This is a genomic window from Sphingosinicella humi (genome assembly GCF_003129465.1).
In the GTDB taxonomy this organism is placed as follows: domain Bacteria; phylum Pseudomonadota; class Alphaproteobacteria; order Sphingomonadales; family Sphingomonadaceae; genus Allosphingosinicella; species Allosphingosinicella humi.
Map to the genome: position 1 here is coordinate 1,110,338 of NZ_QFFF01000001.1, position 23,730 is coordinate 1,134,067.

A 23,730-nucleotide genomic window follows, 5' to 3' on the forward strand; every position below is an offset into this window, starting at 1 on the left:
GGGATCTGAACGGGCTTGCCATCAACCGTGGCTGGCGAAGACGCCGCGCTTGCCGTTCGCCGCGAAGGCGTAGACCTTGTAAGGTTGTTTCTGATCATGCCCCACATCCATGCCGGGCGAACCGGCCGGCATGCCCGGAACGGCGAGCCCTCTGATGGCCTGACTGCCGCTCTTCACCAGTCGCTTGATGTCGGCGGGCGGGACATGCCCCTCGACCACGTAACCATGGATCAGGGCGGTGTGACAGGAGTTGAGGTCAGCTGGCACGCCCTGTGCCCGCTTCACTTGGGCGATGTCATCGACCTCGATGATCGGCAGCCTTCGGCCAAAGCTGGCCTCGATCCGCTTCGCCCATTCGAGGCAGCAGCCGCAGCCGGGGCTGTGCCACATCACGAAGCCGTCCTTGGCGGCCGCTTGGGCGGGGCGGACCAGGCCGCTGCAGGCGGCCACCGCCAGCGCGCTTAGAAAAGAGCGGCGGTCCATGATTCCCTTCACGTTCGTCTCCTAGAGTCGCTCGGCGGTCGACACGACGTCGGTCGCCCTGAGCGCCGCGAGAATGCGCATCAGATGCTGCACGTCGTGCACCTCGACGTCCAGATGAAAGGTGTGGAAGCTTCCGTCGCGGCTCACCTGGTCGAGGCTGACGATGTTGGCGCCGTGATTGCCGAGGATGCCGGTGATCACCGCCAGCGACCCCGGCTCGTTCTTGATGACCACGCACAGGCGCGTGGCGCCGCCGTCCGTCTCGTCGCCCCAGGCAAGGTCCACCCAGTCGGCGTCCACGCCATCGGCGAGCCTCTCGCAGTCGATGGTGTGGACCTCGATCCCCGCGCCTTCCCGCCGGAGGCCGACTATGCGATCGCCAGGGATGGGATAGCAGCATTGAGCAAGATCGAAGGCGACGCCGGGAGTCAGGCCCTTGATGGAGATCGCCTGGCGCTGTGGCGGCGGCTTGACGCCGGCGGTGCCGGTCGAGCCCGGCATCAGCGCCTCCATCACCGCGAAGTCGTCGACCCGCTTCAGCGCGATCGCCTCCATCAGCGCATCGTCGTCATGGAGGTTGAGGCGCTTCAGGGCCTCGGCCATCGCTTCCCAGCCGAGCGGGGCCGGCAGCCGCTCGACGATCTCGTCGAAGATCTTGCGTCCGAGCGCGATCGTTTCCTCGCGCTCCTTGGATTTGACGAAACGGCGGATCTTGGCTCGTGCCTTGCCCGTGACGACGAAGTTCAGCCAGGAAGGCTGGGCGTGTTGCGCCTTGGAGACGAGGATCTCGACTTGATCGCCGTTGGCGAGCGGGGTGCGGAGCGGCATCACGCGGCCGTTGATCTTGGCGCCCACGGTCTGGTCGCCGAGGTCGGTGTGGACGGCGTAGGCGAAGTCGACCGGCGTCGCTCCCTTGGGCAGCTGGATCAGTTCGCCCTTGGGCGTGAAGGCGAAGATCCGGTCCTGATACATCGCCATGCGGGTATGCTCGAGCAGCTCCTCGGCGCTGCCGGCATGCTCCAATATCTCGATAAGATCGTTGATCCAGGGATGCCGCGTGCGCGCCGCATCCTTGCCTTCCTTATAGGCCCAGTGGGCGGCCAGGCCGTGCTCGGCTTGCGCATGCATCTCGCGGGTGCGGATCTGGATCTCGATCCGCATCTGCTCGTCATGGATGACCGAGGTATGGAGCGAGCGATAACCGTTGCGCTTGGGCGTCGAAATGAAGTCCTTGAAGCGCCCCGGCACCATCGGCCAGCGCTGGTGGATAAGACCGAGGGTCCGGTAGCAATCCTCGACGCTGTCGACGATGGCGCGGAAAGCCATCACGTCGGATAGTTGCTCGAAGCTGACGTGGCGCTCGGCCATTTTGCGCCAGATGGAATAGGGATGCTTCTCGCGCCCCTGCACCTCGGCCTCGATGCCGTTCGCCTCGAGATGGGCCTTGAGGCCGCGGCCGATCCGCTCGATGAGGTCGCCGCCGCCCTCGTGCAGCTGCTCGAGCCGCTTGGAGATGGATTCGTAGGCGTCCGGCTCGAGCTCGCGGAAGGCGAGCGTCTGCATCTCCGTCATGAACTCATACATGCCGATCCGCTCGGCAAGGGGCGCATAGATGTCCATCGTCTCGCGCGCGATGCGGCGGCGCTTCTCCTCATTCTTGATGAAGTGGAGCGTGCGCATGTTGTGCAGGCGATCGGCGAGCTTCACCAGCAGCACGCGGATGTCGCTCGACATGGCGAGCAGGAACTTGCGCAGATTCTCGGCCGCGCGCTGGTTCTCGGTCTGCGCCTCGATCTTGGAGAGCTTGGTAACGCCGTCGACCAGCCGGGCGACGCTCTTGCCGAACAGCCGCTCCACCTCCTCCGGGGTCGCGACCGTGTCCTCGATCGTGTCGTGAAGAATGGCGGTGACGATGGTCTCGTCGTCGAGCCTGAGGTCGGTGAGAATGCCCGCCACCTCGATCGGATGGCTGTAATAGGGATCGCCCGACGCCCGCTTCTGCCCGCCATGAGCCTTCATCGAAAAGACATAGGCGCGGTTGATCATCGCCTCGTCGGCGTCGGGGTCGTAGGACCTTACTTTTTCGACAAGCTCATATTGCCTCAGCACCCCACCAACATGGGGTGCGAGGCGGCTTCGTTGCAATGCAAAAAACTAGGGGCGGGCCCGGGCGTTGCACTTTTCCAGCTGTTCGGGGGGCAGCGGCTTGTCGGCGGCACTGAAACTTAGCAGCGTGCCCACTTCCCTCGCGAGGAGCGCGCAAACGATGGCGGGACGGCTGTTGCTCTCGCCGCCCATGCAGCTGCCCTCGCCGCAGGTCCACATCACGTCGCGAACGGGAAAGCGGGTTTCCGCCGGCTGCGCGGCGGGCTCGGCACGATAATGGGGAGCAGCAAGCGCCGGCGCGGCGACCAAGGCGAAAGCAAGAACGGTGGATCTCAGCATGTCTCACTCGAGTTTCAGTTTCACTCTGCAACTCGATAACTCTCCTCGTCCTATTTTACAACTGTTTTCCTTGGCGGGATGACAAGGCCGAAAAAAGGCGTAGGTTGCCTGCGTCGATGCGGATCGAGGATCATAAGGCTCTACTGAGAGAATGCGCGCTTCCCGCCGCACTGGAAGCCGTGGGCGAGCGCTGGTCTTTCCTGATCCTTCGCGGCGTCTTCAACGGTCTCAATCATTTCGAGGAGTTCCAGTCGACCCTCGGCATCGCCCGCAACATCCTCTCCAATCGGCTGGGCCGGTTGGTCGAGCACGGGATTTTGCAGCGCGAGCCCGACCCGTCTGACCGCCGCAAGGTGGCCTACACGCTGACGGACAAGGGGCGGGAACTGCTGCCGGTCCTGATCGCCCTTCGACAATGGGGCGAGCGCTGGGTTTCGGGCGTACCGAGCAACCCGGTGCTGGTCGACAAGAATAGCCGATGCCCCGTCGCGCGGATCGCCGTCCGGGCCGCAGACGGTCGGCCGCTGACATTGAGCGAGCTGGAGTGGGTGGACCGCTCCGATCTGGCCGCCCGCTAGGGAGTCGGTTTGGCCATCCAGGGCAGGCTTTCGAACAGCTCCGGCTCCGCGCTTCGCCTCGCGCCCTCTATCTCCAGCATCTTGAGCTTCGTCGAAACACCCCCGGGCGCGGAAAAGCCGCCGCTGCCGCCGGCGCTGGCGAGGATGCGATGGCAAGGTATGATGATCGGCACCGGGTTGCGGCCGAGCGCGCGTCCGACGGCCCGCGCCGAGCCGGGAGACCCGATCGCCTCGGCGAGTTCGCCATAGGTCCTGACCTCTCCAGGAGGGATCGACCGGGCCGCGGCATAGACGCGCCGCTCGAATTCGGGCGCCTCGGAGAGATCCAGTTGGATGAAGGAGAGGTCCTCCTGCGATCCGCTCAACAGGCGCTGAATGGCCGCGATCGCCGTGCGGGCGAATTCGGGCGGATCGGCTTCGCGCGCGTCGGGAAAACGCCGGTCGAGAAACCGGCGGGTCTCGGCCTTGGAGGCTCCCGGAAGGGCGGCACCGATGATCAAGCCGCCGCGCCAGACAAGGGCGCAGCAGCCTATGGCTGTGTCGAAGAGCGCGAAGCCGGGCCGGTCCATGACCGCCCCCGGCCGCTTACTCGTAGTCGCCGGCGAGATTGGTGTTGCGCGGCGGAGCGGCGGCGGTGAGGCGCAGCGCTTCGGCCGACTGGCTGATCGAGCCCACCTCGTCCGGCGCTTCCTCGTCATCGATCTGGACGCGCTGGAGGTTGGAGACCAGAGCCTCTTCGAGATGCTTCGGCTTCACCGTCTGCTCGGCAATCTCACGCAGGGCCACGACCGGATTCTTGTCGCGGTCGCGATCGAGCGTCAGCTCGGCGCCGCCCGAAATCTGCCGCGCCCGCTGGGCCGAAAGCAGGACCAGGTCGAACCGGTTCGGGATTTTGTCGACGCAATCTTCGACGGTTACGCGCGCCATGAAGCAGCTCCGCTCGCATTGAGGCTTGTGGGAAAGCGGGGCGGCTACCAGCCTGGCCCGCTCTTGTCAATATTTCCGGGGACTTGCGCTTGTTCCTTCGGCATCGCATCTCCGCCTGATGGCTGACGCAAGCCCCCGGAAATCCGCGCCCGCCCCTACCGCGACCGTGGCGGACAATCGGCTGACCCTGCTCATCGACGGGCCGGAGCGCCTGGAGGCGCTGATCGCCCTCATCGACGGAGCCAAGGAGTCGCTCCGCATCCTTTATTACATCTTCTGCGCCGACGAGTCCGGTCGCCGCGTGCGCGACGCGCTGGTCGCCGCGGCGAACCGGGGCGTGAAGGTATCGCTGCTGATCGACGGCTTCGGGAGCGACAACGCCCAGGCGGACTTCTTCGCGCCGCTGATCGAGACGAACTGCGAGTTCTGCCGCTTCAGCCCCCGCTTCGGTCGCCGTTACCTCCTGCGCAATCATCAAAAGCTTGCGCTTGCCGACGGACGCCGGGTGATCATCGGCGGCTTCAACGTCTCCGACGACTATTTCGGCACCGTCGAGTCGGGGGCATGGAGGGACTTGGGCCTCGAGGTGGAAGGGGACGATATCCATTGCCTCGTCGGCTATTTCGACAGCCTTTTCCGCTGGACGAAGGACCCCGACGGCAAGATCCGCGACCTTCGCCGCATGCTCCACAAGCACAGCGAAACCGACGGAAAGCTCCATTGGCTGTTCGGAGGCCCGACGCGGCGGCTCAGCCCCTGGGCACGAGCGGTGCGGCGGGACATGAACCGGGCCGAAAGGCTGGACATGGTTGCGGCCTATTTCGCGCCGAACCCGGCCCTGCTGCGCCGCACGGCCAATGTCGGTCGCCGCGGGCGGGCGCGACTCCTGACGGCCTCGAAATCGGATAATCGTGCAACCATCGCCGCCGCCCGCCACAGCTATTCGCTGCTCCTGAAGCGCGGCGTCGAGATTTACGAATATCAGCCGACGAAGCTGCACACCAAGCTGTTCGTGCTCGACGACGTGGTCCATATCGGCTCGGCCAATTTCGACATGCGCAGCCTCTTCCTCAACCTCGAAATGATGCTTCGGATCGAGGACAAGGGCTTTGCCGACCTGATGCGCCGCTATGTCGACGGCGAGCTGGAACAGAGCGTGCGGATCACGATGGAAGGCCACGCCGCCCAGCGGACCTGGTTCAACCGCATTCGCTGGGGCATCGGCTATTTTCTGGTGGCGATCGCCGATTACAGCATCTCGCACCGCCTCAACTTCGGCGATGAGCCGACGCCCTCCTAATCCTTCCAGGCCCAGAAGAGAGTCGCCGGCGGGATGTTGATCCACTCGAAGCCTTTGTCGATCCGGCTGAAATGGGGGGCGATATAGTCCCGCACCTTGGGCGAGAACTGATAGACGAGGAAGGCTCCACCCGGCCGCAGGGCCTCCGCCGTCTCCGCGGCGATCTTCGGACCGACGCCGGGCGGAAGGGTCGAGAAGGGCAGGCCGGACAGGATATAGTCGGCATTCTCGAAGCCGCGGTCGGCCATGATCTTGCGCACGTTGGCCGCCGATCCGGTGACCGCTTCCAGCCGCGAATCCGTGAACTTGCCGTTCAGATAGTCGGTGAAGTCGGGATTGGTGTCGAGCGTCAGCAAGGTCGCGTCCGGGGACAGCCGCTCGAGAATATGCTGGGTGAAGGTGCCCACGCCCGGCCCATATTCGACGAACAGCCTGACGCTGTCCCAGTCGACCGGATCGAGCATCTTGTCGATCAGGATCTTCGAGGACGGGATGACCGACCCCACCATCACCGGGTGCTTCAGAAAACCGCGTAGGAAATGCAAAAGGGGACCGCCGGGCGCATTGCGCGTGAAAGCTCCGTCCCGTTGTGCTTGGTCGGCCGATAACGTCATGATGGTCCCGTAAGCTCCTGGAGCAACAAGGTGCGTTGGCAAATCAACGCGGCAATGGCAAGGGCGAGGCATCAGCGGCGGCGAATTCGGATCGATCGGGACGGGTCGATATTTTTCCGCGCCGGACGCATTCCAGCGAGGAGTCAGACCCATGAATGCCCGGGATGTCCGGCCCGGATGAACGGCTATAGCCTCTCCAAGGAGCGCTTCGCCCTCCTGTTCGCGGTCATGCTGGTTGCCGCCTCCGGCAACACGGCCATGCAGTCGCTGATGCCGTCGATCGGGCGGGAGCTGGGGGTGCCCGATCTATGGGTCGCGGTGGCCTTCAGCCTGTCGGCGGTGGTCTGGGTGCTGACGGCGCCGCATTGGGCGCGGATGGCCGATCGGCGCGGCCGACGTGCGCTGATGCGACTCGGTCTCTACGGCTTCATCATCTCGATGCTGGTCTGCGGCTCCGTCCTTGCCGCCGGCCTGGCGGGGCTGCTGTCGCCGATGATCGTCTTCATCGTCTTCATCCTGGGGCGCGCCATCTACGGCGGTTGGGGATCGGCGTCCCCGCCGGCGGTGCAGGCCTATGTCGCCGCCCGCACCGAAGGCGAGCAGCGCACCAACGCTCTCGCCGCCATCGCTTCCTCCTTCGGGCTCGGCACCATCATCGGTCCCGCGCTGGCACCCTTGTTCATCTTCGATCCGCTGGGCCTGTCGGGGCCGCTCATCGTCTTCGCCCTCCTCGGCGCGGCCGTACTGGTCGCCTTGGCGGTCCGCCTGCCCGACGACACGCCGAAAAATCCGGCGCGGGGACAGATTGTCGGCGAACCCTGGATCGGCGGCGCGAACAAGGGCTCCGCCCTCACCCGCGACGGAGGCGCCGCCAGTCCTTTGCGCTGGCGCGATCCGCGTGTCTTCGTCTGGCATCTGATCGGCGCGATCGGCGGCCATGGCCATGCCGCGCTGCTGGGCGTGATCGGCTTCCTCATCATCGACCGCCTGGCGCTGCCGCTCGACGACGCCCAGCAATCCATCGCGCTGGTGCTGATGGCCGGCGCCGGAGCGACCTTGTTGGCGCAATGGGGCCTGATTCCGCGCCTGGCGCTGCACCCCCATGGCCTTGTGGTCTGGGGCTCGCTTCTTTCCGCAGCCGGTACGGTGATCACAGGCGTTTCCGAAACGGTCTACGGCATAACCCTGGGCTTCGCGCTGGCATCGCTCGGCTTCGGTTTCTTCCGACCGGGCTACACGAGCGGCGCCTCCCTGTCGGTCGAGCCGGAGGAGCAGAATGCCGTCGCCGGCATGGTCACCTCGGTGAACGGTGTCGCCTTCATCGCCGCGCCCGCGGTGGGTGTGGGCCTTTACGGCCTCTGGATGCCGCTGCCCTTCCTGGTCACTGGCGCGCTGATGCTTGGCCTCGCTCTATGGGTCAGCCTTCGTTTCCATCCTTCTGCGCCCGCGGGGTAAGCATTCCCGGCATGACGAAGCCGATCCCGCTCGGGCTCGCCGCGTCCTGCTTCAGCTTCGCTTCGATCTGGGCATATTCCTGTTCCATCTCCGGCGTTACCGAAGCGCGTGTCTCCTTCAGCGCCCGCTCGAAATGCTCGGCGGCGACACTTCGGGCTTCGAGTGATTCCCGGAGCGCGAAGAGACCGGCGCGACGCACCAGATCCTCCAGGTCCGCGCCGGTGAACCGCTCGGTCCGGGCCGCCAGGTCGTCGAGATCAACATCGTCGGCCAACGGCATGTCCTCGGTGTGAATGCCGAGAATCCGCCGCCGCCCTGTCTTGTCAGGCACGGAGACATAGATGAGCTCGTCGAAGCGCCCGGGCCGGAGCAGCGCCGGATCGATCAGATTCGGTCGGTTGGTGGCGCCGATCACGACGACGGACTGGAGCTCCTCCAAGCCGTCCATTTCGGCCAAGATGGTGTTGACGACCCGCTCGGTGACCTGGGGTTCGCCCAGGCCGCCGCCGCGAGCGGGGACGAGACTGTCGAGCTCGTCGAAGAAGATCACGGTGGGGGCCACCTGGCGGGCGCGGGCGAAGAGGCGGGCGATCTGCTGCTCGCTCTCGCCGTACCATTTGGAAAGGAGGTCGGAGGATTTGGTGGCGATGAAATTCGCCTCCGCCTCGCGTGCCGTCGCCTTGGCGAGGAGGGTCTTGCCGGTGCCCGGCGGGCCATAAAGCAGGAAACCCTTGGCTGGCCGGATGCCGAGCCGGCGGAACGCCTCCGGGTCCTTCAGCGGCAGCTCGACGCCCTCGCGCAGCCGCTCGCGCGCATCGTCGAGGCCGCCGATATCGTGCCAGCCGACATTGGGCATCTGCACCATGACCTCGCGCATGGCGGAGGGCTGGACGCGCTTCAGCGCATCCTCGAAATCCTCCCGCCAGACGGAAAGCTCGTCGAGCACTTCGGGCGGGATCGTGCCTTCCTCCAGGTTGATCCTCGGCATGATGCGCCGCACCGCCTCGATCGCCGCCTCCCGGGCCAGGGCGGCGAGGTCGGCGCCGACGAAGCCGTAGGTCTTGCGCGCCAGCTCGCGAAGGTCGACGCCGTCGCCCAAGGGCATGCCGCGGGTGTGGATGGCGAGGATCTCGCGCCGGCCATTCTCGTCGGGCACGCCGATCACGATCTCCCGGTCGAAACGCCCCGGCCGCCGCAGCGCCTCGTCCAGCGCCTCCGGCCGGTTCGTCGCCGCGATGACGATCAGATTCTGCCGCGGCTCCAGCCCGTCGAGTAGGGTCAGTAGCTGGGCGACGAGACGCTTCTCGGTCTCGCCCTGCACCTGGCCGCGCTTGGGGGCGATCGAATCGATCTCGTCGATGAAGATGATCGACGGCGCGGCCTGGCCCGCCTCCTCGAACAGCTCGCGCAGACGCTTCTCGCTCTCGCCATAGGCCGAGCCCATGATCTCCGGACCGGCGATGTGGAAGAAACTCGCGTCGCTCTCGTTGGCGACGGCGCGGGCGAGGCGCGTCTTGCCGGTGCCGGGCGGCCCGTGGAGCAGCACGCCCTTGGGCGGGTCGACGCCGAGACGCTCGAAAATCTCCGGATAGCGCAGCGGCAGCTCGACCATCTCGCGCAGCTGGTCGATGGTCGTGCCGATGCCGCCGAGATCGTCATAGGTGACGTCGGCGCGGCGCGCCTCCCGCGCCTCGGTATATTCGGGGCGAAGCTCGACCTCGGTATTGGCGTCGATATGGACGATGCCCTTGGGCACGGTCGAGACGACGGTGAGCTTGATCTCCTGCAGCGCGAAGGCAGGCGCGTTCAGCATGGCGCGCAGCTCGGGCGGGATGTCGCTGCGCTCCACCCGCTGCTGGCCGGTGGTCGCGACGACGTCGCCGGCGGTTACCGGCTTCATGCCGAAGCTGCGCTTCAGCGCGTTGGCCGAACCCTGGAGCCTGAGGTTCCGCTGTGCCGGCGCGAAGACGACGCGCTGGGCGGGCTTCGTCTCGGCCTTGCGGATCTCGACGAAGTCGCCCGAGCCGATCTCGGCATTGGCGCGCTGAAGGCCGTCGAGCCGGATAATGTCCAGACCCTCATCCTCCGGATAGGGATAGAGCGCGCGGGCGGGAGTGGAGCGCTTACCGACCAACTCGACGACGTCGCCTTCGCTGAGGCCGAGCGCGTTCATCATCGCCCTCGGCAATCGCGCCAGGCCGCGTCCGCTGTCGTCCGGCCGCATGTTGGCAACCTGCAGCCGCTTGGGCTCGCGTTCCTCATCCGCCATGGAAATTCGTCTCCTTATGCCCCGTAAGACAGATAAGGAGAGACAACGGCGGTTCCAGCCGAGGGTTCAAAAAAAGGGCCGATCCCGAAGGACCGGCCCGGAAGTTTTTAGGAGAGGATGCCTGAAAGGCAGGGACCTCTTCGTCCAAAGCGAGCCATTGTGCAATTGCGAAGAGCTTTGCTACAGATGCAAGGAACGCAACCGGACTTTAGCTGAATTCCGGGCGTGCAGCGGATGCAACATCATAGTTGCACTGCAAAATTGGAGAGTGACACAGCGGCATGCGAAGACTGCCCCCCCTTACCGCCATCGAGGCGTTCGTTCAGGTCGCGCGGCTGGGCTCGGTCAAGGCCGCGGCCGAGTCCTTGGCGCTGTCGTCGCCGGCGCTCAGCCGCCGTGTCCAGGCGCTAGAGCGCTTCGTCGGCCAGCCTTTGTTCGAGCGGCGCCACCAGGCGGTCCACCTCAACGGTGACGGCGAAAGGCTGCTCGCCGAGATCGCGCCATCGCTCGACGCGCTCACCCTCGCCATGGAGCGGGCGACCGGGAGCGGCGAGCTGATGCGACTGCGTCTCGGCGTGCCGCCGCTCTTCGCCTCGCAGCGGCTGATACCCAACCTTGCAAAGCTGCGCGCGCTGCACCCGTCGCTTCACATCGACATCGACACCGGCGCCCACGTCTTCGCCCGCCTGGACGAGGGACTTGATGCCGCCATCGCGATCGCGCCGGAGGTCGACGCGAGCCTCTATTCGCGGCGGATCGACAGCAACCGCGTCATCGCGATCGGCGCGCGCGCGCTCCAGGATACGCCAGGGGGGTTCACTCACCCCTCCCAACTCGCCCAGGCGACGGTGTTCGTCCACCGCGACATGCCCGACACGTTCGATCATTGGCGCGAGGCGGTTGGCCTGCCCGATCTGCAGCCCGCCGCCGTCGACCATTTCGATTCCGGCCCTCTCATCCTCGACGCCGCCGCGCAGGGCCTCGGCGTCGCGCTGATGCTCGAAAGCCATTTGAAGGAGGCGCGTGATCCGCGCCTCGTCCAGCTGTTCGATATCGTCGTGGAGAGCCCCTACAGCTACTGGTTCGCCTGCCGCCGCTCGGCGCTACGGCGCAGGCCGGTGAAGATCTTCCACGACTGGCTGTTCGAGAATGTCGCCCCGACGACCCGCGAGGTTTAGCCGTTCAGAAATCGAGGCCCGCCGCGCTATCCATGAGCTTCGGGCATCCCGTCAGGCAGCACCCCCGGCAAAGGCGATCTTGAGAACCGAGAAGAGCGCGAGCGCGCCGAGGGCGATGGTGAAGAAGTTGAGCAAGGTGATGGAGAAGAACTTCATCCCCTCCTCATGCACATAATCTTCGATCACGACCTGCAGGCCCAATTTCAGATGCCAGAAGGTCGAGACGATGAGCAGCAGCATCGGCACCGCGACCAGCGGCTCCGACAGCCACTCGACGACCGACCGATAATCGAGGCTCGGCATCCTGAGCAGCGAGACGACGAACCAGACGAAGAGCAGCAAGGTCGAAACGGAGGTCAGCCGCTCCAGCCACCAATGATGCGCGCCCGATTTGGCCGAGCCCAGCCCGCGCACGCGCCCGATCGGCGTTTCCATCCTCATGCGCTCACTCCCAATATGTAGAGCCAGGTCAATGCCGTCAGCACGACCGAGGCGGCGACCGTCACATTGGCCCAGAATTTATTGGTGCCGAGTTCGTAGCCCGCGCCCATGTCGAGCACGAAATGGCGCAGCCCCGAGGCGGTGTGTTGGAAGAACGCCCAGGTGAGCCCGATCCAGACTACGACGCCGTACCAACTCGTCGCATGGCCGACGAAGCTGTCATAGGCCTCCGGCCCGCTCGCTGCGGCCGCCAGCCACCAGGTGAAGACGATCCCGCCCACCACGGCCAGGCCGGAACCGGTCACCCGGTGCAGGATCGAAACCAGCATATGCGGCCCCCAGCGCCAGATGCTGAGATGGGGCGAAAGCGGGCGCGATGGATTGCGGTGCATGGACTTCCCCTATGGACGCGTCCGCTATTACGCGGGGCGACGCCATTTGCAACGTATGCCGGTCGCCGCCGATCACTAACGGCATCTTAACCACTGACCCTTAGCAGCGGACGGAAAGGCTATTTTCGCGAAGCGAGGGCAAAGGCGTGGCGACCAAAAGCGGCAAAGTGCGTATCGAGGACCGGTTTCCCCTGTTCGACCAGGATGGAACCTTGGCGGCCATGGGCCGCGAGATATGGTCGCTGATCGAGCCGCAGGCCGAGGAGGTCAGCCGGGCCTTCGCTCACCAATATGTCGCCTCCTACAGTCCCGGCGAGTCGATTGATCCGGCGCGGGAAGCGGAGCTGGTGAAGCTCACCCTTCCCTATGTCGCGCTCAAATTCCCGGATCTCGCCGACCAGAAATGGGTGGACGTCGCCGGCAATCTCGCCGCCGTTGCGGCCAGGCTGGCGCCGCTCACCGCCATCATCGCCGGCATCGCCGCCGCCGGCGCCAAGATCCAGGACATGGTCGCTAAGGGCGTCGCCGGCGATGCCGAGCGGCTGGCCCGGCTCAACCGTGCAGTGAGCCAGGCGACGCTGCTCGAGGTCGATATCTTCTCGGCCCATTACGACCTTATCCGCGCCCGCGCCGAGCAGGAGCAGCGGACGGCGAAGGGCGCCGAGTTCAACAGCGAGATACTGGGCGTGGTCGAGCGGACCGCGACCGAAAGCCGGGCCTTGCGCAGCCAGGCCGCCGATGCCTCCCAAGCGGCGCGCGGCATGCTGGGCAAGACGAGCGAGGTCGCGGCGGCGGCCGAACAGTCGGCGGTGGCGATGCGCGAGGCGGCGCAGACAGCAGCCGGACTCATCCAGGCGATCGAGGATGCGCGCAACGAAGTGGAAGTCGCCGCCGGCGTCGCCACCCGCGCCGGCTCGCAGGCTTCCGAAGCGGTCAAGATCAGCCAGGCGCTGTCGACCCATGTCGAGGCGATCGAATCGATCCTCGGCCTCATTCGCGACATTGCCGGGCAGACCAACCTTCTCGCCCTCAACGCCACCATCGAGGCGGCGCGGGCGGGCGACGCCGGGCGCGGCTTCGCGGTCGTGGCGCAGGAGGTGAAGTCGCTGGCGTCGCAAACGGCGCGGGCGACCGACGACATCACCGCCAAGATTACCGCCATCCAGCAGGCGACGAAGCAGACCGTCGAAGCCAATGGCTCCATCCAGGAGACGGTGGTGGAGGTCCAGTCCTCGGCCGACCGCATCCGCCAGGCGATGGAGGTGCAGGCGCAGACCGTCACCATGATCACCGCCGCCGTTGACGAGACCGCGCTGGCCGCCGACTCCATGTCGTCGACGATCGCCGCGATTCGCTCCGACACCGAGACGGTGGTGAGCGAGATCGGCGACGTGGAGAAGAATTTCGGCCGGGTGGATGAGCAGATGGCCACCTTCAAGGAAGCGACCGGGCGGTTCGTCGGCAGTTTCGCCGCCTGACCCTCCACTAAGCTCTCCTTTACCGCGGCCGTGCTAATCGAAGTCCGTGATCTCGGAAGCTTGGGGACGCGTCATGACGGCCGATTTTCATGTGAATGAGGATGGCAGGAAATTGCAGAAGCTGACGCAGCAGCAGGTGGCCAACCGCCTCGCCGCCTATAATGCCGACGGGCCATTCCAGGCTGAGCTCGAGGCTTTGTGGCGCGACGCGGGCGAAGTGCTCGCCCCGATCATCGAGGCGCGGGCCGGTGAAGCCGTGGCGCGGCAGTTTCAGGAGCGGTGCACCCGCCCCCTCGACGCCGACTGGGTTCATGGCATCGCCGCCTGCGGCATCGAACTCTACAGCCGCTGCCTCTCCGTGCCGGAAGTGATCGACCGGGGCGCGCGCCTCACCGCCGAACTGATCGGAGCGCTGCGCGGCGCCTTTACGGCCGACGAGCCGGCGCTCGCCCGCGCGACCCAGACGCTGGTGCGGCTGCGCGCCTATGAAACCGACATCATCCTCGCCCAGATCGGCCTCCTTGAAGCGGACGAGGCCGCCGAGACGCGGGGCAAGCAGAGCGAGGCTTTCAAACGCACCGTAGCCGAGCTGATCGCCGCGACGGCCAAGGAATCCTCCGGCCTTCGCGACCGCACCGCCGCCACGTCCGGCGCCGCCAGGGGCATGCTCGGCAAGACGAGCGAGGTCGCGGCAGCGGCCGAGCAGTCGGCGGTGGCGATGCGCGAGGCGGCGCAGACGGCGGCCGGCCTCATCCAGGCGATCGAGGACGCGCGCAACGAAGTGGAAGTCGCCGCCGGCGTCGCCACACGAGCGGGCTCGCAGGCTTCCGAAGCGGTCAAGATCAGCCAGGCCCTGTCCACCCATGTCGAGGCGATCGAATCGATCCTCGGCCTCATTCGCGACATTGCCGGGCAGACCAACCTTCTCGCCCTCAACGCCACCATCGAGGCGGCGCGGGCGGGCGACGCCGGGCGCGGCTTCGCGGTGGTGGCGCAGGAGGTGAAGAGCCTCGCCAGCCAGACCGCCCGGGCGACCGACGACATCACCGCCAAGATCACCGCGATCACGGCTGCCACCCGCCAGACCGTGGAGGCGAACGGCTCGATCCAGGAGACGGTTGGGGAGGTCCAGTCCTCGGCCGACCGCATCCGCCAGGCGATGGAGATGCAGGCACAGACCGTCACCATGATCACCGCCGCCGTCGACGAGACCGCGCTCGCCGCCGATTCGATGTCGTCGACCATCGCGGCGATCCGGGCGGACACCGATCGGGTCACGACCGAGATCGACGAGGTCGAATCGGGCTTCGTCCGGGTCAACGATCAGCTCGCCCGTTTCCGCGCGACGACCGCCGAGTTCGTGAGCAGCTTCGCGGCCTAGGCCTTCCCCTCGGCGCCGTGCCCGCCTATCGCCGGGGCATGACCAAGCTCAACATCCTCGTCACCGGCACCAGCCGGGGCATCGGCAAGTCCATCGCCGCCGCGCTTTCCGCGCACAATGTCGTCGGCCATTCGAGCCGCGACGGCGACGATCATCGCATTGCCGCCGATCTTTCTAAGGCCGGCGCGCCCGAACGGCTCTGGAGCGAGGCGCTGGAGCGGCTCGGCGGCCGCATCGACGTTCTGGTCAACAATGCCGGCATCTTCGAGGCGGCGCCGATCGACCAGCCGCATGACGATTGGCTCGCCGCCTGGGAGCGGACGATGCGCGTCAATCTCACGGCCTCCGCCGAGCTCTGCCGGCTTGCCGTGCTGCACTTTCGCGAGCGTGGCAGCGGGCGCCTCGTCAATGTGGCGAGCCGGGCGGCCTATCGGGGCGATTCGCCGCAGCACTGGCATTATGCCGCGTCCAAGGCCGGCATGATCGGCATGACCAAGACGATCGCGCGCGGTTATGCGGGCGAGAGCATCCTCGCCTTCGCGGTCTGCCCCGGCTTCACCATGACCGGCATGGCCGAGGATTATGTTGAGAGCCGCGGTGGCTCCAAGCTGCTCGCCGACATCCCGCTCGGCCGCGTCGCGACGACCGACGAGATTGCGGAGACGGTGCGCTGGCTGGCCGTGGACGCGCCCGCGTCGGCGACGGGGGCCGTGATCGACGTCAACGGAGCCAGCTTTGTCCGATAACAGCCCTCGTCATTGCGAGGAGCGGAGCGGCGAAGCAGTCCAGGTCGGCGCAAGGCTGGATTGCTTCGCTCCGCTCGCAATGACGATGAGGAGTCGCATCGATGTCCGATAGCTGGAAGGCGTCCCTGCCCTGCACCAAGGCGGAAGCGGAAGCGGTCGCGGCCGACATCTCGCAGCTCGTGCTGCTGGAGACGACGCCGGTGCTGATGACGCGCGAGCCCGATCCCGCGCGGCCGGAGGAATGGCTGCTTGAGGCCTATTTCGACGAGGAGCCCGGGGCGGAGACGCTTGCGGCGCTAAAGACGCTGACACCGAGCGCAGCCGATGCGGAGCCCGTCGTCGAGAAGCTCAGCGACGAGGATTGGGTGACGCTCTCCCAGCAAGGTCTGGAGCCGATCCGCGCCGGCCGCTTCTTCGTCCACACCCCCGCGCATCGCGACAAGGTTCCGGCCGAAGCCGTGCCACTGGAGATTGACGCCGGCCGCGCTTTCGGCACCGGCCAGCATGAGACGACGACCGGCTGCCTGATGGCGCTCGACCGATTGAAGGCGACGGGCGGCCATTTCTCCAACATCCTCGATCTCGGCACCGGCACCGGCCTCCTCGCCTTCGCGGCGCTGAAGCTCTGGCCGGCGGCGCGGGTGACGGCCTCCGACATCGATCCGGTCTCGATCGAAGTGACCGAGGAGAATGCGGGGATCAACCGAATCGCGCTCGGCCGCGCGCGGGGCCAGGTCGAGCTGGCCGTGGCGCCGGGGCTGGAGCATGCGCGGCTGAAGGCGCGCGCCCCCTATGACCTCATCATCGCCAACATCCTTGCCGGGCCGCTGATCGAGCTCGCTCCATCGGTCGCGGCAGCGCTGCAGCCCGGCGGCCGCCTGATGCTCGCCGGTCTGCTCGACCATCAGGCCGATGCCGTGGCCGCCGCCTATCGCCGGCAGGGGCTGATGCTGAGCTCCAGTATCGTCCGGGGCGATTGGCCGACCCTGGTCATGCGCAAGCGCAAGTCGCTGGGCTGGCGCTAGCGCTCCCGCGAACGCCGCACGCGCTCCTCGGCCACGAAAGTGACGGTGCGACAGCCGTCCACCTGGCGGTCGACGGCATGAAGAAGCCGGCCCGGGGGCTGCTGGTCCAGCCGCATGCCCGGATATCGCCGATCTTCGCCGGCGACCTGCCGCTGAATGGACAGGCAATCGGACCGATGAACGGTCGTGGCGCCTTGGCGATCGACCTGGCTGGCTTCGCCGTCGGCAGGTTCGGAGGCCGCTTTCGCGATGGTCGGCACGGCGCCAGGCGCGAGCTGTATCGCGGCCATGGCGATAAGGCTCAGGGTGCGCATACTCCCTCTCCTTGTCCGCAATTCTAGCACGATGTCAGGGAGAGTCAGCCCGCCACTTGCCGCACGATCTCGGCCCAGGCCGCCTCGTCGATCACTTCGACCCCGAGTTCCTGGGCCTTTTTGAGCTTGGAGCCGGCGCCGGGGCCGGCGATGACCAAATCGGTCTTGGCCGAGACGGAACCCGACACTTTGGCACCGAGGGACTCGGCCTGCGCCTTGGCTTCGTCGCGGGACAGGGTTTCGAGGCTGCCGGTGAAGACCAGGGTCTTACCGCTGACCGGCGAGGCGCGGGTTTCGTGGACCACGTCCTGCGGCGCGACGCCTGAGGCGAGGATGTCGCCCACCACCTCGCGATTGTGCGGTTCCTCGAAGAAGTCGAGGATCGCATTGGCGACCTCGGGCCCGATATTGGGCGTGTCGATCACCGCCACCACCGCCTTGTCGCGGCGCTGGGCGAATTTCCGATCCGGTTCGGCCGGCGTCGGCCGGGTCTCGGCGCGCACGGCAAGCGCCCGGTCGATCATCGCCATGAAATTGTCGAAGGAGCGATAGCGCCGGGCGAGATCGCGCGCCGTCACTTCGCCGACATGGCGGATGCCAAGGGCGAAGAGGAAGCGGTCGAGCGGCGGCTGGCGCCGGGCATCGATGGCGGCGATCAGATTGGCGGCCGACAGCTCCGCCCAGCGTTCGCGGGAAAGGAGCTGCTCCTTGGTGAGCTTGAAGATGTCCGCCGGCGACTGGATGAGGCCGTCGCGGAAGAAGCTCTCGATATGGACGAGGCCGAGCCCTTCTATGTCGAGCGCGTGACGGCTGGCGAAGTGGCGGAGCCGCTCGACCCGCTGGGCCGGGCAGATGAGGCCGCCGGTGCAGCGAATGTCGACCTCGCCTTCCTCCCGCACCGCATCGGAGCCGCATTCGGGGCATTCGGTCGGGAAGACATAGGCTGGCCGATCCTCATCCCGGGTCAGATTCTCCAGCACCTGGGGAATGACGTCGCCGGCGCGCTGGATGACGATGCGGTCGCCCGGACGGACGCCGAGCCGCTCGATCTCGTCGGCATTGTGCAAGGTGGCGTTGGTGACGGTGACGCCGCCGACATTGACCGGCTCCAGCCGCGCCACCGGGGTGAGCTTGCCGGTGCGGCCGACCTGGATGTCGATGGCCTTGAGGGTCGTCTGCGCCTTTTCCGCCGGGAATTTGTGAGCGATCGCCCAGCGCGGAGCGCGTGCCACCTGGCCCAGCCGCTTCTGCCAGTCGAGCCGGTCGACCTTGTAGACGACGCCATCGATGTCGAAGGGCAAGTCGGCGCGCTTCGCCTCGATGGCGCGGTAGTGGGCGAAGATCGCGTCCAGGCCGGTGAACCGTTGGAAATCCGGCGACACGGCCAGGCCCCAGCCACTGATGACGCGCATCATGTCGCATTGCGTGTCGGCGGGAAGCTCCGACACCTCGCCCCAGCCATGGGCGAGGAATCGCAGGGGCCGGGCGGCGGTGACGGCGGCATCCTTCTGGCGCAGCGACCCGGCGGCGGCGTTCCTCGGGTTGGCGAAGATCTTGCCGCCCGCTTCCGCCTGGCGCTCGTTCAAGGCCGCGAAATCGGCCTTGGACATATAGACCTCGCCCCGGACTTCGAAAACATCGGGCACTTCCGACTCAACCTCGGTCGACGAACGGAGTCTCAGGCGCTGCGGGATGTCTGAAATGGTGCGCACATTGGGGGTGACGTCCTCCCCCGTGGTGCCGTCGCCGCGGGTCGCGGCGAGGACGAGTTGGCCCCTCTCGTAGCGCAGGGAGCAGGAGAGGCCGTCGATCTTGGGCTCCGCCGTGACGGCGATCGGCTCGTCCGGCGCGAGATTGAGGTAGCGGCTGACGCGACCGATGAAATCCGCGACATCCTCTTCGGAAAAGGCGTTGTCGAGGCTGAGCATCGGCGCGGCGTGACGCACCTTGGCGAGCGGCCCGGCCGGCACCGCCCCGACCTGCCGCGAGGGACTGTCCTCTCGCACCAGATGCGGAAAGGCCGCCTCCAGCTCCGCGTTGCGGCGGACCAGCGCGTCATAGGCCGCGTCGGAAATCTCCGGCGCATCCTCGGCATGATAGAGGCGGTTGTGGTGGGCGATCGCCTCCGCGAGCCGCGCCAGTTCGGCGGCGGCGGCCTTCTCGTCCAGCCGTTCGGGCACTTCCGTCATGCCGCCTCAGCCAAAGATTTCAGCGAGGAAGGCCTCGAAGGACGTCCAGGCTCGGCCGGCGGCCGTCGGATTGTAGAGGAGGCCTGCGGCGGGATCGGCAGCGCCCGGATTGGTGAAGGCGTGCATCGTGCCGCCATAAGCGTGGATCTGCCAGTCCGCGCCGGCGCGGGTCAGCTCCTCGCCCAGGGCGCCGACATGGTCGGGCGGTGCCATCGGATCGTCCCAGCCGTGGAAGGCGATGACGCGCGCCTGGATCGGCGTGCCCTCGCGGTTGCCGGGCGGGATGAACAGGCCGTGGAAGCTGGCGACGCCGCGGACGTCCGCGCCGGTCCGGGCGAGATCGAGGGCGCAGAGGCCGCCGAAGCAGAAGCCCAGCGCCGCGATCCGATCGCCGTCGACCTCGGGAAGCGCGTGCACGGTTTCGAGCCAATGAAGAAGGCGCGATTGCAGCAAGTCCCGATCCGCCATCAGCGGATTCATCAGGGCTTCGCATTCCTCCTTGTTGGTGCCGCGCTTGCCCTTTCCGTAGAGATCGCAGGCAAGGCCGGCATAACCCAGTGCCGCCATGCGCCGGGCGACCTCGACCTCGGCGTCCGAGCGGCCGGCCCAGCTGTGAAAGATCATCACCGTCGGGCGCGGCGCCGCGGCGGGATCAAACGCCAGCACGCCTTCGAGCAGGGCGCCGTCGTGCGTCGTCTCCACGCAGCGTGTTTCGATGGTCATCAGGCAGCCTCCAGCAGGCGCGTCGCCTGGGCGCGCGCTTCGTCGGTGATTTCGGCCCCCGAGAGCATCCGGGCGATCTCCTCGCGGCGCCGGTCCTCGCCCAGGGCGTGGACGCTGGTGCGGGTGACCAGACCCTGGTGGCTCTTCTCGATGAGCAGGTGGCGGTTGCCGCGCGCGGCGACCTGGGGGCTGTGAGTGACGACCAGCAGCTGCGCGCCCTCCGCCAGCCGGTGGAGGCGTTCGCCGATGGCGCTCGCCACCGCGCCGCCGACGCCGCGGTCGATCTCGTCGAAGATCATGGTGGTGGCGCCGCCTTCCTCGGCGAGCGCGACCTTCAGCGCCAGGATGAAGCGGCTGAGCTCGCCGCCGCTGGCGATCTTGATGAGCGGCGCAAAGGGGGCGCCGGGGTTGGTCGAGACTTCGAACTCCACCCGGTCCCGGCCCGCGGCCGACCAGTGCGCTTCGTCGAGCGACTCGACGACAGTGCGGAATTTGGCGGCATCGAGCTTCAGCGGAGCCAGCTCGCCCGCCACGGCGGCATCGAGGCGCTCCGCCGCGCCGGCCCGCGCGTCGGTCAGCCGGGCCGCCTCTTCGGCGTAGCGACGGTGCGCGTCGTGCGCCGCCGTCTCGAGCGCGGCGAGGCTCTCGTCGCCGACCTCGATCGCGTGGAGCTTGGCGGCGAGGTCCTCGGCGAGGGCCGGCAGCGCGTCGGGCTCGACCCGGTGCTTGCGGGCAAGCGCGCGGATTTCGAACAGGCGGGCTTCGGCTTCCTCCAAGCGGGCCGGATCATAGGCGAGCGCCTCGGCGGCTTCGGCGAGGCGGTCCTCGGCATCGGCCGCCTCGATCACGGCGCGGTCGAGGGCGGCGAGCGCCTCGCCCAATTTCTCATGCTCGTCGGCGATCCGCTCCAGGCGCCGCGCGGCCTGGCGGAGGAGGGAGAGCCCCCCTTCCGAACCCTCCAGCAATTGTCCGGCCACCGCGATGTCTTCAGCGAGCCTCGCGCCCTTCTGCATATTGGCCCGTAGCTCGGCGAGTTCCTCCTCCTCGCCCGGTTGCGGTGCCAGCTTGGCGAGCTCCGCGACCGCATGCTGGAGATAATCGCGATCGCGGGCGGCGAGCTCGATTTCCTCGCGGGTGGCGGCGAGCTTCGCCTCAGCGGTGCGCCAGTCGCGATAGGCGCCTTCGCAGGCCAACGTGTCGATTCGGCCGTAGGCATCGAGAAGGGCGCGGTGCCCGCGCGGATTGAGCAGGCCGCGATCGTCGTGCTGCCCATGAATCTCGACCAGCAGCGACCCGAGGTCGCGGAGCAGGCCCACCGAGGCGGACTGGTCGTTGACGAAGGCACGGCTGCCGCCGTCCGACTTGACGATGCGGCGGATGACGAGCGGCTCGCCAGGCTCGGGCTCCAGCGCATTGTCGCGAAGCAGGTCCAGCGCGGGGTGATCGTGAGGCACTTCGAAGCTGACGCTGACCACCGCCTGCGGCTGGCCGTCCCGCACGAGGCCGCTGTCGGCGCGGGCGCCGAGCGCCAGGCCGAGCGCGTCGAGGAGGATGGATTTTCCCGCGCCCGTCTCGCCGGTGAGGACGCCGAGCCCGGGCCCGAACTCCAGGTCAAGCGTGTCGATGAGGACGACGTCGCGGATGGAAAGGCCGGTCAGCATATACCGGCTTTTGCCATTGCGGGATTCGTCAGATCAAGCGCCAGGCTTGGCCGCCGTCTGGGTCGGCGCCGGGGCGTTCTTCTGCACCAGCTCATAGGCGCGCTCATACCATTTGGAGCCGGGATAGTTGGCGCCGAGCACGGCCGCAGCCTTTCGCGCCTCCTCCGGGATGCCGAGCGCCAGGTAGGACTCGGTAAGCCGCATCAAGGCCTCGGGCGCGTGAGTCGTCGTCTCATATTCCTCGACGACGTTGCGGAAGCGCAGCACCGAGGCGAGCCATTGGTTCCGCCGCTGGTAGAAACGGCCGATCTCCATTTCCTTGCCGGCGAGATGATCGCGCACCAGATCGATCTTCAGCCGCGCGTCGGCGGCATAGTCGGTGTTGGGATAGCGGCGGACCAGCTCGCCCAGCGACGCCAGAGCCTGCTGGGAAATGCTCTGGTCGCGGTTCACGTCCGCAATCTGCTCATAATAGCTGATCGCGATCAGATAATGAGCGTAGGGCGCATCCTTGTTGCCGGGGTGGATCGACAAGAAGCGTTGCGCGGATTGGATCGCCTTGGTGTAATCGCGCGCCATATAATAGCTGAACGCGCTCATCAGCTGCGCGCGCCGAGCCCAGACCGAATAAGGGTGCTGACGCTCCACCTCGTCAAACAGGCCGGCCGCCAGCGGGAACTGCCCTCGCTCCAGCCGCGTCTTGCCCGCGGAATAGAGGGTGCTGACGTCGCGAGCGACGTAGGAAGTATCAACATCCTTGTTACCGCTCCCTCCCGCGCAGGCAGCGAGCGAGGCGGTCGCGGCGGCGACCAGAAGAGCGGCAAGGGGGCGTGGCATGTTATGCAGCATGTCGGGCTTCTTAGCGAAGGCTCGGGGCGAGGCCAAGCGGGATAGGGACCGAAAGACGCCCGACTGCCTGAACCGCGCTTTAATCAGCTGACAAGGCGCGCCTGCTATGCGCGCTTCATGCTCAGGGTCCTCACTCTCTCGACGCTGTTTCCCCATGCGGCGCAGCCGACGCTGGGCGTGTTCGTGGAGCGGCAGACGCTGGGTCTCGCGAGCCTCGACGACGTGGGGCTCGAGGTGGTGTCCGCCCTCGGCCTTCCACCCTGGCCCGCCTTGCTGCACCCCCATTATGCCCCTCGGGCGCGGCTGCCGCGGCAGGAAGACTGGAAAGGTCTGACTGTCCACCGGCCCCGGTTTCGGGCGATGCCGAAGGTAGGCAAGGCACAGGCGGCGCGCGCCATGGCGAAGGCGCTGCTGCCGCGGCTCCGCGCCTTGAGGTCGCGCTTTCCCTTCGACGTGATCGCCGCGGAATTCTTCTGGCCTGACGGAGCGGCCGCCATGCACCTGTCGCGGGCGCTGGGCGTCCCCTTTTCGATCAAGGCGCGGGGAGCCGATATCCACTATTGGGGCGCCCGACCGGGTATCGGCGAGCAGATCCTCGAAGCGGGCAGGGCGGCGGACGGGCTGCTGGCGGTCAGTTCGGCGCTGAAGGCGGATATGGTGACGCTCGGCCTGCCGGCGGAGCCGATTCGCGTTCATTATACCGGAGTCGACCTCGACCGGTTCAAACCCATCGACCGGCACGCGGCCAAGGCCCGGCTGGGCGTGGAAGGACCGCTGCTCGTCACGGCCGGAGCGCTGGTCCCGCGCAAGGGACAAGACCTGGTGCTGGAGGCGCTGAGCGAGCTGGACGACGCGACTCTGCTCATCGTCGGGGACGGGCCAGACAGAAGCGCCCTGCACAGATATGCGCGCGACAACGGGCTTGCCGGACGGGTGCGATTCCTCGGCAACCGGCCGCACGAGGAATTGCCAAGGCTGCTCGCGGCGGCCGACGTGATGGTCCTCGCCTCACAGTCCGAAGGTCTCGCCAATGTCTGGGTCGAAGCGCTCGCCTGCGGCACGCCGATCGTGATCAGCGACGTCGGCGGCGCCCGCGAGGTGGTGGACCGGTCGGAAGCGGGCCGACTGGTGGGACGCGAGGCGGGAGCCATCGCCGCCGCCGTCCGCGACCTTCTGGCCGCGCCTCCAGCACCCGCCGCCGCGCGCGCCGCGGCGGAGCGGTTCAGCTGGGACCGGAATGCCCGCGAGCTACGAGAGCATCTCGGCGCCCTCGTTCGATAGA

The 23,730-nt window shown here is 67.1% G+C and carries 23 protein-coding genes; 9 read left to right on the top strand and 14 right to left on the bottom strand.

Translation table 11 applies throughout. The features are described from left to right. Positions 1-21 precede the first annotated feature (21 nt). The 3 genes from DF286_RS05425 to DF286_RS05435 are packed head-to-tail and all read right to left on the bottom strand — an operon-like array spanning position 22 to position 2,928. The gene (locus tag DF286_RS05425) at positions 22-495 is read right to left on the bottom strand and encodes a DUF411 domain-containing protein (RefSeq protein ID WP_243444728.1); all 474 of its coding nucleotides are present in this window, start codon (positions 493-495) and stop codon (positions 22-24) included. A gap of 9 nt (positions 496-504) precedes the next feature. Further along, a complete protein-coding gene (locus DF286_RS05430; protein WP_109270504.1) occupies positions 505-2,592 on the bottom strand; it encodes a RelA/SpoT family protein in 2,088 nt (695 codons plus the stop codon). Positions 2,593-2,637: 45 nt separating this feature from the next. Beyond that, positions 2,638-2,928, bottom strand: a complete 291-nt coding sequence (locus DF286_RS05435) for a CC_3452 family protein (RefSeq protein ID WP_109270505.1) — start codon at positions 2,926-2,928, stop codon at positions 2,638-2,640. Positions 2,929-3,044: 116 nt separating this feature from the next. Here DF286_RS05435 and DF286_RS05440 point away from each other — a divergent pair, with 116 nt between their 5' ends. After that, the gene (locus DF286_RS05440) at positions 3,045-3,506 is read left to right on the top strand and encodes a winged helix-turn-helix transcriptional regulator (protein ID WP_109270506.1); all 462 of its coding nucleotides are present in this window, start codon (positions 3,045-3,047) and stop codon (positions 3,504-3,506) included. Here DF286_RS05440 and DF286_RS05445 read toward each other — a convergent pair. Beyond that, positions 3,503-4,075, bottom strand: a complete 573-nt coding sequence (locus tag DF286_RS05445) for a methylated-DNA--[protein]-cysteine S-methyltransferase (RefSeq protein ID WP_109270507.1) — start codon at positions 4,073-4,075, stop codon at positions 3,503-3,505. The two genes, DF286_RS05440 and DF286_RS05445, sit on opposite strands and share 4 nt — an antisense overlap. 16 nt (positions 4,076-4,091) lie before the next feature. After that, positions 4,092-4,433 (bottom strand): DNA-directed RNA polymerase subunit omega, encoded by a 342-nt coding sequence (rpoZ, locus tag DF286_RS05450; RefSeq protein WP_109270508.1) that lies wholly within the window; start codon positions 4,431-4,433, stop codon positions 4,092-4,094. Between the two features lie 118 nt (positions 4,434-4,551). Here rpoZ and DF286_RS05455 point away from each other — a divergent pair, with 118 nt between their 5' ends. After that, positions 4,552-5,733 (top strand): phospholipase D-like domain-containing protein, encoded by a 1,182-nt coding sequence (locus tag DF286_RS05455; protein ID WP_109270509.1) that lies wholly within the window; start codon positions 4,552-4,554, stop codon positions 5,731-5,733. Here the strand turns inward: DF286_RS05455 and DF286_RS05460 are convergent. After that, positions 5,730-6,242 carry a class I SAM-dependent methyltransferase gene (locus DF286_RS05460; protein ID WP_243444729.1) on the bottom strand — a complete coding sequence of 171 codons (513 nt, stop codon included), beginning with the start codon at positions 6,240-6,242 and terminating at the stop codon, positions 5,730-5,732. The two genes, DF286_RS05455 and DF286_RS05460, sit on opposite strands and share 4 nt — an antisense overlap. Before the next feature lie 282 nt (positions 6,243-6,524). Between DF286_RS05460 and DF286_RS05465 the strand changes: the two genes are divergently transcribed. Further along, positions 6,525-7,802, top strand: a complete 1,278-nt coding sequence (locus DF286_RS05465) for an MFS transporter (protein WP_109270511.1) — start codon at positions 6,525-6,527, stop codon at positions 7,800-7,802. On the opposite strand, the gene DF286_RS05470 is transcribed toward DF286_RS05465, so the two are convergent. After that, entirely contained in the window at positions 7,765-10,071 is a 2,307-nt protein-coding gene (locus DF286_RS05470) for a CDC48 family AAA ATPase (RefSeq protein ID WP_170303939.1), read from the bottom strand. The genes DF286_RS05465 and DF286_RS05470 overlap by 38 nt on opposite strands. Before the next feature lie 281 nt (positions 10,072-10,352). Between DF286_RS05470 and DF286_RS05475 the strand changes: the two genes are divergently transcribed. Then, a complete protein-coding gene (locus tag DF286_RS05475) occupies positions 10,353-11,249 on the top strand; it encodes a LysR substrate-binding domain-containing protein (protein ID WP_109270513.1) in 897 nt (298 codons plus the stop codon). Between the two features lie 51 nt (positions 11,250-11,300). On the opposite strand, the gene sdhD is transcribed toward DF286_RS05475, so the two are convergent. Then, positions 11,301-11,690, bottom strand: coding sequence for a succinate dehydrogenase, hydrophobic membrane anchor protein (sdhD, locus tag DF286_RS05480; protein WP_109270514.1), 390 nt, complete (start codon positions 11,688-11,690; stop codon positions 11,301-11,303). Further along, entirely contained in the window at positions 11,687-12,082 is a 396-nt protein-coding gene (gene sdhC / locus DF286_RS05485) for a succinate dehydrogenase, cytochrome b556 subunit (RefSeq protein WP_109270515.1), read from the bottom strand. The genes sdhD and sdhC overlap by 4 nt, the downstream gene beginning before the upstream one ends. Before the next feature lie 146 nt (positions 12,083-12,228). On the opposite strand from sdhC, the gene DF286_RS05490 reads away from it, so the two are divergent. From DF286_RS05490 to DF286_RS05505, 4 genes are all read left to right on the top strand, one after another. After that, on the top strand, positions 12,229-13,560 hold the full coding sequence (locus tag DF286_RS05490; protein WP_243444730.1) for a methyl-accepting chemotaxis protein: 1,332 nt from the start codon (positions 12,229-12,231) through the stop codon (positions 13,558-13,560). Positions 13,561-13,633: 73 nt separating this feature from the next. Beyond that, positions 13,634-14,941, top strand: coding sequence for a methyl-accepting chemotaxis protein (locus tag DF286_RS05495; RefSeq protein ID WP_109270516.1), 1,308 nt, complete (start codon positions 13,634-13,636; stop codon positions 14,939-14,941). Positions 14,942-14,979: 38 nt separating this feature from the next. Then, a complete protein-coding gene (locus DF286_RS05500; RefSeq protein WP_109272035.1) occupies positions 14,980-15,687 on the top strand; it encodes an SDR family NAD(P)-dependent oxidoreductase in 708 nt (235 codons plus the stop codon). 101 nt (positions 15,688-15,788) lie between these two features. After that, on the top strand, positions 15,789-16,712 hold the full coding sequence (locus DF286_RS05505) for a 50S ribosomal protein L11 methyltransferase (RefSeq protein ID WP_109270517.1): 924 nt from the start codon (positions 15,789-15,791) through the stop codon (positions 16,710-16,712). On the opposite strand, the gene DF286_RS05510 is transcribed toward DF286_RS05505, so the two are convergent. The 5 genes from DF286_RS05510 to DF286_RS05530 are packed head-to-tail and all read right to left on the bottom strand — an operon-like array spanning position 16,709 to position 22,448. Continuing rightward, positions 16,709-17,026 (bottom strand): hypothetical protein, encoded by a 318-nt coding sequence (locus DF286_RS05510; protein WP_109270518.1) that lies wholly within the window; start codon positions 17,024-17,026, stop codon positions 16,709-16,711. The genes DF286_RS05505 and DF286_RS05510 overlap by 4 nt on opposite strands. Positions 17,027-17,070: 44 nt before the next feature. After that, on the bottom strand, positions 17,071-19,215 hold the full coding sequence (gene ligA / locus DF286_RS05515) for an NAD-dependent DNA ligase LigA (protein ID WP_109270519.1): 2,145 nt from the start codon (positions 19,213-19,215) through the stop codon (positions 17,071-17,073). A 6-nt stretch (positions 19,216-19,221) separates the two neighbouring features. Beyond that, on the bottom strand, positions 19,222-19,938 hold the full coding sequence (locus tag DF286_RS05520; protein WP_109270520.1) for a dienelactone hydrolase family protein: 717 nt from the start codon (positions 19,936-19,938) through the stop codon (positions 19,222-19,224). Next, a complete protein-coding gene (gene recN, locus DF286_RS05525; RefSeq protein ID WP_109270521.1) occupies positions 19,938-21,599 on the bottom strand; it encodes a DNA repair protein RecN in 1,662 nt (553 codons plus the stop codon). Before recN ends, DF286_RS05520 begins: the two co-directional genes overlap by 1 nt. Before the next feature lie 33 nt (positions 21,600-21,632). Further along, positions 21,633-22,448, bottom strand: a complete 816-nt coding sequence (locus DF286_RS05530) for an outer membrane protein assembly factor BamD (RefSeq protein ID WP_109270522.1) — start codon at positions 22,446-22,448, stop codon at positions 21,633-21,635. A 117-nt stretch (positions 22,449-22,565) separates the two neighbouring features. Between DF286_RS05530 and DF286_RS05535 the strand changes: the two genes are divergently transcribed. After that, positions 22,566-23,729, top strand: coding sequence for a glycosyltransferase (locus tag DF286_RS05535; RefSeq protein WP_109270523.1), 1,164 nt, complete (start codon positions 22,566-22,568; stop codon positions 23,727-23,729). The last annotated feature ends 1 nt before the right edge of the window (position 23,730 follow it).